Below are 13,424 nucleotides of genomic sequence, written 5' to 3'. Positions count from 1 at the left end.
TCATCCGCCCACTGCACGCCCGGAACCGAAGGCCCGTCCCCCGGCCCGCATGGCCAGTCGCACCCGGCTGATGCGGCCGAACCCCGGGCGCCCCTGACCCGTGATCTCGTAGCCGCACACCCTGGCCTCCAGTCGGGCCGACGCTCCCTGCCAGTCGCCGCCGGTGACCAGCAGGGTGCATCCCCTCTGCCGCGCCCTGGCCACCACCGCCCGCGCACGACTTGCCGGCACGGATCGCCCGCGCAGGCCGAGCACAACCAAATCCATACCGTCCATCAGCACCGCGGCGACCTCGACCGGATCGGCCCCGGGTTCGGGGACGACCGCGATCCTGCTCAGGTCGGCACCCATCTCCACGGCCGCCAGCAGACCGACGTCGGGTTGGCCGACGATCGCGGCATGCCCGCCGTCCGCCGTCACCGCCGCCACCATGCTCAGCAGCAGCGACCGGGCCCCGGTCACCACTGCCACGGTGCCGCGCGGCAACGGCGCGGAGGACAGTTCGGCGAGGGTTTCAGGCATCGGCAGCAAAGTTTCCGAGGCCGGAAGCTGATCGGCCGAGGGAGCCGCGCCGCGTCGGCCGGCACCGACCTTGCTGGAGACCGCCGCCATCTTGCGACGCAGGTGTTCTACCTGTTCAGCGCGGGTAAGCTGGCGCCGATCCAGGCTGACGACAGCTGTCACATCAGCACCTCCTGCATCGCCTGACTCACAAGTTTTTCGAATGTATGTTCGATACGCCGAGTAAACACCCACCCACCGACAAGCGTCAAGCGGACTTCTTCCGGCGACCAGACGCAAACTGCCCCGAAACCGCGTCGAAAGCGAGCACCTTGCGACTGCTGGCCGACGAAGGTGGCCGGCACAGCACGCCGACGAAGGTGGCCCTGGTCGCTCGCCGACGAAGGTGCCCGGCTGCGGTCGCCGACATCAGTAATTGATGACATTGACAAATGTCACCAATCGGTGGTGTACTTCGACGGTGCTCAACGATGCGCCGGTGCTTGCGTGGGTGACGCGATGATCTTCGGACGCAAGCGAAGCCGCGACGCCGCGGCCGTCATCACCGGCGCCGGCAGCGGCATCGGCGCCGCCTTCGCCATCGAACTCGCCAACCGCGGTGGCCGGGTGGTGTGCAGCGATATCGACGAAAACGCCGCCCGCACAACGGCAGACGCGATCAAAGACGATGGCGGCCAGGCGATATCGATGCGTTGCGACGTCACCCGCATCGAGGATGTCACCGCGCTGGCCGACGAGGCGCAATCCTGGTTCGACGGTCCGCCCACCGTGGTGATCAACAACGCCGGCGTCGGCGCCGGCGGGCTACCGATCGGCGAGGTGAGCCTCGACGACTGGCGCTGGGTGCTCGACATCAACCTGTGGGGTCCGATAAACGGCTGTCACGTGTTCGCGCCGATTCTGCGCGACGCTGGTTACGGCGGCATCATCAACGTCGCCTCGGCCGCGGCGTTCGGCGCGGCCCCGGGGATGGCCGCCTACAACGTCAGCAAGGCGGGGGTGCTGTCGCTGTCGGAGACCCTGGCCGCCGAGCTGAGCGGCACCGGCGTGCACGTCACGGCGCTGTGCCCGACTTTCGTCAAAACCAACATCGTCCAGTCCGGCCGTATCTCGGCCAGGTCCACCCAGTTGGCCGACCGGCTGATGCGCTGGACCGGCTTCTCGCCGAGCCGGGTGGCGCGCACCTGCCTGGACACCCTCGACCGCGGCCGCCTGTACTGCATGCCGCAGCTCGACGCCCGAATCGGCTGGGGCATCAAAAGATTCACGCCGACGGCGTACACCCGCGCCGTCGGGCTCACCAACCGCGTCACCACCTAGGAGGTTCCCGATGACCCCCAAGACCAAGATCGACATGGACGCGATGCTGGCCAAGATCAAAGACCGGCAGTGGGCGTTGGCCGACATCGACTGGGACGCTCCTGGCGCCGAGTTGGTCACCGACGAGCAGCGCCCGAAGTTGAAGGCCTTCATGGCCGACCTGTGCTGGATCGAGAACATCGGGGCACGCGGGTTCGCGGCGCTGGCCAAGAAGGCGCCGACGCCGACGATCGCGGAGATCTACCGCTACTTCCATGCCGAGGAGCAACGGCACGCCAACGCCGAACTGGCGCTGATGAAGCGGTGGGGAATGCTCGAAGACGGTGAGGTCCCCGAGCCCAATGTCAACATCCGGCTGGCTATCGACTGGCTGGACCGGTGGGCCGACGACATGCCGCTGTCGCTGCTCGGCACGGTCATTCCGATGCTCGAGGTCGCCCTCGACGGCGCGCTGCTGAAGTTCCTGCTCGACGAGGTGCACGACCCCGTGTGCCACCGGGTGTTCGAGAAGATCAACAACGACGAGTCCCGGCACCTCGTGGTCGATTTCGAGGTGCTCGACATGATCGGCCATGCCAGGATCCGGCGGTTGCTGATCGACTTCGTCGGCCACAACGCCACTCCGGGGCTGATCATCGGCGCGGTCATGGGTGCACCGTTGATCAACAGGATCCGCAACGAGATCGTCGCCATGGGTATGGAGCCGGAGCGGCTGTACCGGGCGGTGAAGAGGTTCAAGGAACTGGGCGATCGCGGCGAGTACACCAACCGGGTGCCGACATACCGCTTCCTGCGGCGCTACGCCGGCGTCGTCACCAACCCGCGCCACCCCTACCACCTCCTCGCCAACTCCATGGTGTGGCTGTCCGACCGGTACCCGAGGCCGTTGCTGCCGTCGGTGCCGAGCTGGGTCAAAGAGGTCACCCACGAGCCGGCGGCCTGACATGGAGGTCCACGACACGCTGATCGTCGGCGCCGGGTTCACCGGCATCGGCGCGGCGATCAAGCTCTCCGAGGCGGGTGTGCAGGACTTCGTCATCCTCGAACGCGGCGACCGGGTCGGCGGCACCTGGCGCGACAACACTTATCCCGGTGCGGCATGCGACATTCCGTCGCTGCTGTACTCATTCTCGTTCGCCAGGAATCCGAACTGGACTCGGTCCTACTCGCCGGGCGAGGAGATCCGCGCGCACATCGAGGACATGGTTGACGATTTCGGTCTTCGCCAGCGCATCAGGTTCGGTGTTGAGGTGAGCGGCCTGCACTTCGATGAGGCCGATGGTGTGTGGACGGTGAAAGCCAAGGGACGTAAACGCTTTCGGGCGCGCACCGTCGTCATGGCATCCGGGCCGCTGCCCGACCACAAGTGGCCCGACATCCGCGGCCTCGACACCTACCGGGGTCACAAGATCCACAGCGCGCGGTGGGACCACGACTACGACTTCGCCGGCAAGCGGGTGGCCGTCGTCGGTACGGGCGCCAGCGCGGTGCAGATTGTGCCCGAACTGGTGAAGCGAGCCGACTTCGTCAAGGTCTTCCAGCGCACGCCGGGCTGGGTGCTGCCCCGACTGGACATCGCCACACCGGCTGCCGCGCAGACCTTGTTCGCGAAAGTTCCTGCAGCGCAGGAGGTCGCGCGGCAGGCGTTGTTCTGGGGTCACGAACTCACCGCGACCGCGCTGGTGTGGGACACCCCGCTCACTGGGCTGGTTGCCCGGCTGGGCAAGGCGCACTTACGGTTACAGGTCAAGGATCCATGGCTGCGCCGCCAGCTCACCCCCGACTTCACGCCGGGCTGCAAGCGGATGTTGATGTCCAGTGACTACTATCCGGCGCTGCAACGGGACAATTGCAAGCTCATCGACTGGCCGATCGCGACCATGAGCCCGGTCGGCATCCGTACCAGCGACGGCGTCGAACACCACTTGGACTGCGTGGTTTTCGCCACCGGTTACGACGTTCATCTGACCGGACCGCCGTTTCCGGTGACCGGTGTCGGTGGCCGCAAGCTGAGCGAGGACTGGGCCGGCGGCGCACAGGCCTACAAGAGCGTCAACGCCCACGGCTACCCCAACCTGTTCTTCATGACGGGTCCGAACTCCGGCCCGGGCCACAACTCGCTTCTGGTCTACGTCGAGGGCCAACTCGACTACACCGTGCGGGCGATCACCACCATTCTCCGCGAACGCCTTCGTTATCTCGATGTGCGCGAGGACGTCCAGCGGCGCTACAACGAGCAGATCCAGAAGCGGCTGACCAAGACCACCTGGATGTCGGGTTGCCGCAGTTGGTACCTGACCGCCGACGGGTTCAACGCGTCGATGTACCCGGGCTTCGCCACCCAGTATCTTCGACAGATGCGGGACTTCCGGCGCGACGACTACGTCGTGGTAGCGCGCGACGCCTACGCGGTCACGACACCGGCCTGACGTGACAGGACGGCAGCCGCGACCGCCGGCGGGACCGATCTCGGCGATCCTCAACGGGCTTCGGCGAGCGGACAAACGGGTGCGCCGCGGTTCACGCGATGTGGTCGCGACGGCGGTCTCGCAACTGTTCGACGCGGCCGTGCAACCCCACGGTGTCGAGGCGTCCGGCGAGTACCGCATCGAGGAACTCGCCCGGTTGGCCGGCACCACCACCCGCAACATCCGGGTGTACCGCGACCGTGGTCTACTGCACCCGCCGCTGCGGGTCGGCCGGATCGCGCTGTTCAACGACACCCATCTGACGCGGTTGCGGCTGATCACGTCGCTGCTGGACCGCGGCTACAACATCTCGCACGTGCGCGAGATGTTGTCGGCGTGGGAGCAGGGCAAGGGCGTCGGCGAGATCCTCGGGCTCGAATCGGCGATCGCGGGCAGCTGGGCGACGGAGAAGCCCGAGCGGATGAGCGTCGCCGACGCGAGGCGGCTGGTCGACGACGACTCCGGTTTCGACCGGATGGTCGGGCTCGGCGTGATCAAGCTGGAGGACGGAGAGGCCGTCATCGTGCGGCCCAAGCTCATCGAGGCGTTCAACGACATCCGCCAGTACGGCGTCGGCACCGACAAGCTCATCGATCTGCACGAGCGGATCGCCCCGCTGATCGACCAGATCAGCGGCATCCTGGTTCAGGCGGGCATCGAGGAGGTGCTGGACCGCATCAACCCGGGCGCCGCGCTACCGCCGGACACCGAGATCGCCGAACTGATCACCATGCTCGTGCGGTTCCGCACCCAGGCGGTGTCCGCGGTGTCGGCGACCTTGGCGTTCTCGATCGAGTCGACGATCGAGTCGCTGGTCGGTGAGGTCCTCGGGGACGTCATCGAGAAAGACGCCGGAAGCAAGGGCGAGCAGACCTGAACTGCCCCGAAAAGCGGCGGAAAAGGGGCACTTCGCGATCCCCTACCTGCGGTATGGGCCCAGCTCGCGGGGAAAGCTACTCCCACTCGATGGTGCCGGGCGGTTTGCTCGTCACGTCCAACACCACTCGGTTGACCTCCGCCACCTCGTTGGTGATGCGGGTCGAGATGCGTTCGAGCACTTCGTAAGGCACCCGAGTCCAGTCGGCGGTCATGGCGTCCTCGCTGGACACCGGACGCAGCACGATCGGATGCCCGTAGGTCCGGCCGTCGCCCTGCACGCCCACCGACCGGATGTCGGCCAGCAGCACGACGGGGCACTGCCAGATCTGGTTGTCGAGCCCGGCGGCGGTGAGTTCCTCGCGGGCGATCGCATCGGCGCGACGCAGCGTCTCCAGCCGCGATGCGGTGACCTCGCCGACAATCCGGATGCCCAAGCCGGGGCCTGGAAACGGTTGGCGCGCAACGATTTCCTCGGGCAGACCCAGTTCACGGCCGACCGCTCGCACCTCGTCCTTGAACAGTAACCGCAGCGGCTCGACCAACTTGAACTTCAGGTCGTCGGGCAGGCCCCCGACGTTGTGGTGGCTCTTGATGTTTGCGGTGCCAGAACCTCCGCCGGACTCCACCACATCGGGATACAGCGTGCCCTGCACCAGGTATTCGACATCACCAGTTGGCTCCTCGCGCAAGCGCTCGTCGGCGGAGCCACCACCCTCCACGAGGCCGCGCACCGCCCCTTCGAACGCCCGGATGAACTCCCTGCCGATGACCTTGCGTTTGCCTTCCGGGTTGGTCACCCCCGTCAGCGCCTCGAGAAACCGGTCGCCGACGTCGACGGTGACCAGGTTGGCGTGGGTGGCGGCGACGAAGTCACGCTGCACCTGCGCCCGCTCCCCCGCCCGCAGCAGCCCGTGGTCGACGAACACGCATGTCAACCGGTCGCCGATGGCCCGTTGCACGAGCGCGGCGGCCACCGCAGAGTCCACCCCACCGGACAACCCGCAGATGGCCCGCCCGTCGCCGATCTCCTCGCGCACCTGCTCGACGAGCGCCTCGGCGATGTTGGCCGGCGTCCAGGTCGAGTCGATCCCGGCGAATTCGTGCAGGAAGCGGCTCAACACCTGCTGACCGTGCGGCGTGTGCATCACCTCGGGGTGGTACTGCACACCGGCCAGTCGCCGAGCCCGATTCTCGAACGCCGCGACCGGCGCACCGGTGCTGGCGGCCACCACCTCGAAGCCCTCGGGAGCCTCGGTGACCGCGTCGCCATGGCTCATCCATACCGGCTGAGTTGCCGGCAGATCCGAATGCAGTGCTCCACCAGTGACTTTCAACTCGGTGCGGCCGTACTCGCGTGTCCCGGTGCGCGCGACGGTTCCGCCGAGCACCTGTGCCATCGCCTGAAAGCCGTAGCAGATGCCGAACACCGGTACGTCCAAGTCGAACAGCTCCGGGTTCAGCCGCGGGGCGCCGTCCTCGTAGACGCTGGCCGGGCCGCCGGAGAGCACGATGGCCTGAGGATCGCGGGCCTTGATCTCCCCCACGCTGGCGGTGTGCGGGATCACCTCGGAATACACCCGCGCCTCGCGGACCCGGCGAGCGATCAACTGCGCGTACTGCGCTCCGAAATCGACAACCAGTACGGGTCGGAGAGATCCTGATGTCACCGGGCCAGTCTAGTTGGCGGCGTCGACGTCAGACGCCCCCAGCGCGGCGAACGGCCGTATGTCAGTCACATGCCGTACGACATACCGCCCGCGACGGCGATGATCCCGTAGATGACGATGACGATCACGCCGGCGATCGCACCCCATATCGCCCACTTCTTTGCGTCGTCCGACGCCTTCTGCGCCTCCGCGTACTGACCCTGTGCCCACAGCCCGGACACCTTGCTGGCGTACACGATCGACACGATGCCAAACGGCAAGCAGCACAACACCGTGACGAGGATTCCCCACACGAGGTTGCTGTCGGGCTGCTGCGCGGGAACACCGCCGGGCGGCGGGCCGTACCCCTGCGGAGGCGGAGGCGGAGGCGGAGACTGCGGCGGATAAGTCATCGGTGTCCCTTTCTCGGGTAGCGCCTGCGGGTGGGAACCGGCAAGCTCGCTCAATATAAGGCACCGGTTTGCTGTGTGCGTCAATTTCAGTTCAACGCCGTAACCGCGCAGTCGAGTGCGCGTCGCCACCGCCGCTTCGCCGCCGCAAGCCGAAACGATATGCGCGCCAACACCTAACGCCGCCGGACCGCGAGTCACGTTCCGCTCAGCAGGCTCGGGCCCGCGCCGCCGGCGCCCACATCGCAGGGTCGACCGCGTGATCGGCACCCCTGCGCGCCTTCGCTGCAGTAAGTTCCTCGATGCACAAGCATGCCCGCGCGCGATAACGGGAATGGGTTAATGGTGCCTGGAACCGAAGAGCTGACGGAAAAACTTGGTCTGCCCGCCGGGATCCGAGCGGTGCTGTTCGACCTCGACGGCGTGCTCACGGACACCGCGAGCGTGCACAAGAAGGCGTGGAAGGCGATGTTCGACGACTTCCTTCGACGGCGGGCGGAACGCACCGGCGAGTTGTTCACACCGTTCGACGTACAGAGCGACTACCTGAGCTACGTCGACGGCAAGAAGCGGGAGGACGGCGTGCGGTCATTCCTGCTCAGCCGGGGCATCGAGTTGCCCGACGGTGCCCCGGACGACGGGCCCGAGCGCGAAACCGTGTCCGGGCTGGGCAACCGGAAGAACGAGATGTTCCAGGGCGTTCTGCAGACCGACGGTGTCGAGGTGTTCGAGGGATCGCGCCGCTATCTGGAGGCGGTCGCGAACGCCGGACTGGGGGTCGCGGTGGTCTCCTCGAGCGCCAACACCCGCGAGGTACTCGAGTTGACGGGGCTGGCGCAATACGTGCGACACCGGGTCGACGGTGTCGTGCTGCGGGAGGAGAACATCGCCGGAAAGCCCGCACCCGATTCGTTCCTGCGCGCAGCGGAACTTCTCGGCGTCGAACCCGGACAAGGCGCCGTGTTCGAAGACGCGCTGTCCGGCGTGGCGGCAGGACGGGCCGGACACTTCGGTCTGGTGGTCGGCGTCGACCGGGTGGGGCAGGCAGAAGCGTTGCGACGCAACGGAGCCGACGTCGTGGTGTCCGACCTGGCGGAGTTGCTCACATGACGTTCAACGACGACATATTCCCCGTCGAGCCGTGGCAGGTCCGGGAGACGTCGCTCGACCTCGACATGCTCGCGCAATCGGAGTCGCTGTTCGCGTTGTCGAACGGTCACATCGGGTTACGCGGAAATCTCGACGAAGGAGAACCACACGCCCTTCCCGGTACGTACCTGAACTCCTTCTACGAGTGCCGTCCCCTGCCGTACGCCGAGGCCGGATTCGGCTATCCCGAGGACGGGCAGACCGTCGTCAACGTCACCAACGGCAAGCTGGTGCGACTGCTGGTCGACGACGAACCGTTCGACGTGCGCTACGGCGCTCTACACGAGCACGAACGTGTACTGGATCTGCGGGCAGGCACCCTGACCCGCACCGCGCTCTGGGAGTCACCGGCAGGCAAGAAGGTCAAAGTCGTTTCCACGCGGGTTGTTTCGCTCACCCAGCGCAGTGTCGCGGCAATCGAGTATGTCGTGGAGGCGGTCGACGAGTTCGCACGTGTGACTTTGCAATCCGAACTCGTCGCCAACGAGGAGTTGCCCGCGTCGTCGAAGGATCCGCGGGTGTCGGCCGTTCTCGAGAAGCCATTGGACCCGGTACAGCACGAACACTCGGACCGGGGCGCGATCCTGCTGCACCGCACCCGGGGCAGCAACCTGATGATGGCCGCGGCGATGGACCACGACATCGAGGTGCCGGGCCGCTTCGAGGTCGACACCGGCGCAGGCCTGGATTGGGCCAACACCACGGTGATCTGCGGGTTGCGGCCCGGCCAGCAGCTGCGCATCGTCAAGTACCTCGCGTACGGGTGGTCCAGCCTGCGGTCTCGGCCGGCCCTGCGGGACCAGGCTGCCGCCGCGCTGAGCAGCGCCCGGTACACCGGCTGGCAGGGCCTACTCGATGCGCAGCGGGCGTATCTCGACGATTTCTGGGACGGCGCCGACGTCGAGGTGGAGGGCGACCCCGACTGTCAGCAGGCGGTTCGCTTCGGGCTCTTCCACGTGCTGCAGGCCAGCGCGCGCGCCGAGCGCCGCGCGATTCCCGGCAAAGGCCTGACCGGAACGGGTTATGACGGCCACGCCTTCTGGGACACCGAGGGTTACGTCCTTCCGGTGCTGACCTACACCCATCCGACGGCGGCGGCCGACGCGCTGCGCTGGCGCGCGTCGATCCTGCCGCTCGCCCAGAAACGGGCGGCTCAACTCGATCTCGAAGGTGCCGCATACCCGTGGCGCACGATCCGCGGCGAGGAGTGCTCGGCGTACTGGCCGGCAGGCACCGCCGGCTTTCACGTCAACGCCGACATCGCGATGGCGTTCGAGCGGTACCGCATCGTGACCGGCGACCATTCGCTGGAAGCGGAATGCGGGCTCAACGTGCTCATCGAGACCGCCCGGCTGTGGCAGTCGCTCGGACATCACGACCGACACGGGGTCTGGCATGTCGATGGTGTGACCGGCCCCGACGAGTACACGGCCGTGGTGCGCGACAACGTGTTCACGAACTTGATGGCGGCGGCCAACCTCCGGGCGGCCGCCGACGCCTGCGCGCGCAACGTGGACGCGGCCCACGCCGCGGGCGTCACCACCCAGGAGATGGCCGCTTGGCGCCACGCCGCCGATTCCGCGCACATTCCGTTCGACGAGGAGCTGGGTGTGCATCCCCAGTGCGAGGGTTTCACCACGCTGCGGGAGTGGGATTTCACGAGCAACACGATCTACCCGCTGCTGATGAACGAGCCGTATGTCCGGCTCTATCCGGCTCAGGTGCTCAAGCAGGCCGACCTGGTGCTGGCGATGCACTGGCAGGGCCACGCTTTCACCGCCGAACAGAAGGCCCGCAACGTCGACTACTACGAACGACGCACGACCCGGGATTCGTCGCTGTCGGCCTGTACGCAGGCGGTGATGTGCGCCGACGTCGGTCATCTCGAACTCGCTCACGACTACACCTACGAAGCCGCGATGATCGATCTGCGGGATCTGCACCGCAACACCCGCGACGGTCTGCACATGGCGTCGCTCGCCGGGGCGTGGACAGCGCTGGTGGCGGGTTTCGGCGGCTTGCGTGACGACGAAGGGGTGCTTTCGCTGGACCCGCGGCTGCCCGATGGGATCTCGTGTCTGCGATTCCGGTTGCGGTGGAGGAACTTCCGGCTGACCGTCGACGTGAACCACGACGACGTCACCTACACGCTTCGTGACGGCCCGGACGCTTCGCTGTGGATCCGCCACGGCGGCGAGGATCTGGAGCTGGACTCCCGAGCGCCGAGCACCGTGCCGGTCCACCGGTGCGAGCCGCTGCTGCCGACGCCACAGCAGCCGCCGGGGCGCGAGCCACTGCGCCGGCGGCGGGTCTAGCGTTACGCCATCTGCTTGTGCACCGGCAGACCACCGGTCGCCTCGAACACCACGCGCCTGCCGATCTCGACGGCGTGGTCGGCGAAGCGTTCGTAGTAGCGGCCGAGCAACGCGACGTCGACGGCGGAACAGACCCCGTCCTGCCACTTGTGGTCCATCAGCAGCGTGAACAGGTGCCGGTGCTCGGCGTCGACGGCGTCGTCCTCGTCACGCAGCCGCGCCGCCTTCTCGGGATCGCGCGACAGCAGTACCTCCTGTGCCGACTTCGCGAGTTCGACCGCGCGAGCCCCCATCTCGGCGAAGCTGGTGCGCACGTCGGCCGGCAACGCGCAGTCCGGATGCCGCAACCGGGAGATTCCCGCGACGTGAACGGCCAACGCACCCATCCGGTCGATATCGGCGGCGATGTGGATGGAGCCGACCACCGTGCGTAGCTCGCTCGCGACGGGCTGCTGCAGTGCGAGGATCCGCAGTGCGGCTTCCTCCGTCCGCCGATTCAGCGCGACGATGTGCTCGTGGTCGGCGATGACCTGCTCGGCCAGCGATAGATCGGCTTCGAGCAGGGCCTGGGTTGCGCGTTCCATCGCGCTGACCGCCAGCCCGCACATCTGCCCGAGCTGGGCGCACAGCCCTGCCAACTGCTCGTGATACGCGGTCCGCATCGCGATCCTCCTCCCTCGCGAGACGCCACCCCCTCAGACGATGTCAGGTACCCCTATCGCCGAGTTTTCAACCAGCCGAGGTGACCGGCTCGATCGGCAGTCGCCGCAACGCCGCCGGCGCCTCGGCGGGGACCGCCGGGTGTTCCGGCGGCACGGGCGCCAACCGGCGGTACGGCCCGCCCTGCTCCGGCCGCAGGTCCTGCTGCCCCTTGTTGGGCCACAGCGACGTCGCGCGTTCGGCTTGTGCGGTGATCGAAAGTGACGGATTGACACCGAGATTCGCGGAGATCGCCGCCCCGTCGTGCACCGACAACGTCGGATAGCCGTACACCCGGTGGTACGGGTCGATGACACCGTGCTGCGGGTCGTCACCGATCGCCGCACCGCCGAGGAAATGCGCAGTGAGCGGGATGTTGAACAGTTCGCCCCACGTGCCGCCCGCGACCCCGTCGATCTTCTCGGCGATCCGGCGTGTCACCTGGTTGCCGACGGGGATCCAGGTCGGATTGGGCGCTCCGTGGCCCTGCTTGCTCAGATACCGCCGGACGCCGAACCTGTTCCGTTTGGTGTAGGTGGTGATCGAGTTGTCGAGATGCTGCATCACCAGGGCGATCAGTGTCCGCTCACTCCACTGCCCGACGTTGAGCATGCGCAGCGTGCCGCGGGGGTTTGTTCGGGCGTTGTGGAGGAACTGTTTCCAGCGCGGTACATCGGTTCCTTCCGGGCCCGCCCCATCGGTCATGAGGGTCTGCAACAGTCCCATCGCATTCGAGCCCTTGCCGTAGCGCACCGGTTCGATGTGGGTGTCGGAGGTGGGGTGGATCGACGAGGTGATCGCGACGCCGTGGGTGAGGTCGAGATCGGGCGTCACCTCGAAGCGTCCGGCTCCCACGATCGACTCGGAGTTCGTCCGCGTCAGGACCCCCAACTTGTCCGACAGCTTGGGCAGCTTGCCCTTGTCGCGCATCTTGAACAACAGCTTCTGGGTGTTGTACGTCCCCGCGGCGAGCACCACGTGCTGCGCGGTGAACGTCCGCTTCCTTCTGCGCACCCAACTGCCGGTGCGGACGGTGTGCACGTTCCAGAGCCCGTCGGGACGCTGCTCGAAGCCGGTGACCGTCGTCATCGGAAAGACTTGTGCCCCAGACTTTTCGGCCAGATACAAGTAGTTCTTGACCAAGGTGTTCTTGGCGTTGTGGCGGCACCCGGTCATGCATTCGCCGACTTCGATGCAGCCGGTCCGCGCAGGCCCGGCACCGCCGAAGTACGGGTCGGGCACCGTCATGCCGGGCGCCTTGGTGCCGTCCGGGCCGAAGAAGACGCCCACCGGCGTCGGCACGAAGGTGTCCCCGACACCCATCTCGTCGGCGACCTGCTTGACGACTCGGTCGGCGTCGGTGAACGTCGGGTTCGTGACGACACCGAGCATGCGCTGCGCCTGGTCGTAGTGCGGCATCAACTCCGCGCGCCAGTCGGTGATGTCCTTCCACTGCGGGTCGTTGAAGAACGGGTACGGCGGCACGTACAGGGTGTTGGCGTAGTTCAGCGACCCGCCGCCGACGCCCGCGCCGGCCAGAATCATCACGTTGCGCAGCAGGTGGATCCGCTGGATGCCGTACATGCCGAGCCGCGGCGCCCACAGGAACTTGCGCAGATTCCACGACGTCTTGGCGAAATCCTCGTCGGCGAAGCGCCGACCGGCTTCCAGCACGGCGACGCGGTATCCCTTTTCGGTCAGCCGCAGCGCGGTGACGCTGCCGCCGAACCCCGAACCGATCACCAGGACGTCGTAGTCAGGCTCCATCGGTCCAGTATGACGTTACCGAGGGGTAACTTTCTAGCAAGGTCAGAGGCCGACGGCGGTGCCGCAGATGCCGCAGACCTCGAAGTGCCTGCGGTTCCAGCGTGCCACCGGCACGAAGAACAGCGTGAACTGCTTGAACTCGCGGACCCGCGACCACTGCGTGGTGTTGTGGCAGCGCGGGCACGTCCTGACCTCCCCCGCACCGAGGTGTTGCTGCTTGGTGCCGTAACCGAAGAGGAAGAAGAACAC

The 13,424-nt window shown here is 67.0% G+C and carries 12 protein-coding genes; 6 read left to right on the top strand and 6 right to left on the bottom strand.

The window, feature by feature from the left end:
• The gene (gene imuA' / locus AU185_RS20750; protein ID WP_059101454.1) at positions 1 to 684 is read right to left on the bottom strand and encodes a DnaE2-dependent mutagenesis accessory factor ImuA'; all 684 of its coding nucleotides are present in this window, start codon (positions 682 to 684) and stop codon (positions 1 to 3) included.
• Between the two features lie 336 nt (positions 685 to 1,020).
• Here imuA' and AU185_RS20745 point away from each other — a divergent pair, with 336 nt between their 5' ends.
• Genes AU185_RS20745 through AU185_RS20730 form a run of 4 tightly spaced genes read left to right on the top strand, consistent with a single transcriptional unit; the run spans position 1,021 to position 5,187 of the window.
• Complete coding sequence (locus AU185_RS20745; RefSeq protein WP_059101541.1) at positions 1,021 to 1,842, top strand: SDR family NAD(P)-dependent oxidoreductase; 822 nt, start codon at positions 1,021 to 1,023, stop codon at positions 1,840 to 1,842.
• Between the two features lie 10 nt (positions 1,843 to 1,852).
• Positions 1,853 to 2,785 (top strand): ferritin family protein, encoded by a 933-nt coding sequence (locus tag AU185_RS20740; RefSeq protein ID WP_059101453.1) that lies wholly within the window; start codon positions 1,853 to 1,855, stop codon positions 2,783 to 2,785.
• Position 2,786: 1 nt separating this feature from the next.
• Positions 2,787 to 4,271 (top strand): flavin-containing monooxygenase, encoded by a 1,485-nt coding sequence (locus AU185_RS20735; RefSeq protein ID WP_059101452.1) that lies wholly within the window; start codon positions 2,787 to 2,789, stop codon positions 4,269 to 4,271.
• A gap of 1 nt (position 4,272) precedes the next feature.
• Entirely contained in the window at positions 4,273 to 5,187 is a 915-nt protein-coding gene (locus tag AU185_RS20730; protein WP_059101451.1) for a MerR family transcriptional regulator, read from the top strand.
• Positions 5,188 to 5,263: 76 nt separating this feature from the next.
• On the opposite strand, the gene guaA is transcribed toward AU185_RS20730, so the two are convergent.
• Both guaA and AU185_RS20720 read right to left on the bottom strand, forming a co-directional pair.
• Entirely contained in the window at positions 5,264 to 6,856 is a 1,593-nt protein-coding gene (gene guaA / locus AU185_RS20725) for a glutamine-hydrolyzing GMP synthase (protein ID WP_059101450.1), read from the bottom strand.
• Between the two features lie 65 nt (positions 6,857 to 6,921).
• Positions 6,922 to 7,248, bottom strand: a complete 327-nt coding sequence (locus AU185_RS20720; protein ID WP_082684009.1) for a CD225/dispanin family protein — start codon at positions 7,246 to 7,248, stop codon at positions 6,922 to 6,924.
• Positions 7,249 to 7,608: 360 nt separating this feature from the next.
• On the opposite strand from AU185_RS20720, the gene AU185_RS20715 reads away from it, so the two are divergent.
• Together AU185_RS20715 and AU185_RS20710 are read left to right on the top strand one after the other, a co-directional pair.
• The gene (locus tag AU185_RS20715) at positions 7,609 to 8,355 is read left to right on the top strand and encodes a beta-phosphoglucomutase family hydrolase (RefSeq protein ID WP_231740429.1); all 747 of its coding nucleotides are present in this window, start codon (positions 7,609 to 7,611) and stop codon (positions 8,353 to 8,355) included.
• On the top strand, positions 8,352 to 10,709 hold the full coding sequence (locus AU185_RS20710) for a glycoside hydrolase family 65 protein (protein ID WP_059101447.1): 2,358 nt from the start codon (positions 8,352 to 8,354) through the stop codon (positions 10,707 to 10,709). Before AU185_RS20715 ends, AU185_RS20710 begins: the two co-directional genes overlap by 4 nt.
• Positions 10,710 to 10,711: 2 nt before the next feature.
• On the opposite strand, the gene phoU is transcribed toward AU185_RS20710, so the two are convergent.
• From phoU to AU185_RS20695, 3 genes are all read right to left on the bottom strand, one after another.
• Positions 10,712 to 11,371 carry a phosphate signaling complex protein PhoU gene (gene phoU / locus AU185_RS20705; protein WP_059101446.1) on the bottom strand — a complete coding sequence of 220 codons (660 nt, stop codon included), beginning with the start codon at positions 11,369 to 11,371 and terminating at the stop codon, positions 10,712 to 10,714.
• 67 nt (positions 11,372 to 11,438) lie between these two features.
• Positions 11,439 to 13,175, bottom strand: a complete 1,737-nt coding sequence (locus AU185_RS20700) for a GMC family oxidoreductase (protein WP_059101445.1) — start codon at positions 13,173 to 13,175, stop codon at positions 11,439 to 11,441.
• Between the two features lie 42 nt (positions 13,176 to 13,217).
• Positions 13,218 to 13,424 (bottom strand): zinc-ribbon domain-containing protein, encoded by a 207-nt coding sequence (locus AU185_RS20695; protein WP_059101444.1) that lies wholly within the window; start codon positions 13,422 to 13,424, stop codon positions 13,218 to 13,220.

Origin of the sequence: Mycobacterium sp. GA-0227b (genome assembly GCF_001499855.1) — a bacterium.
Classification (GTDB): domain Bacteria; phylum Actinomycetota; class Actinomycetes; order Mycobacteriales; family Mycobacteriaceae; genus Mycobacterium.
This window is presented reverse-complemented; position numbering and strand designations above follow the sequence as displayed.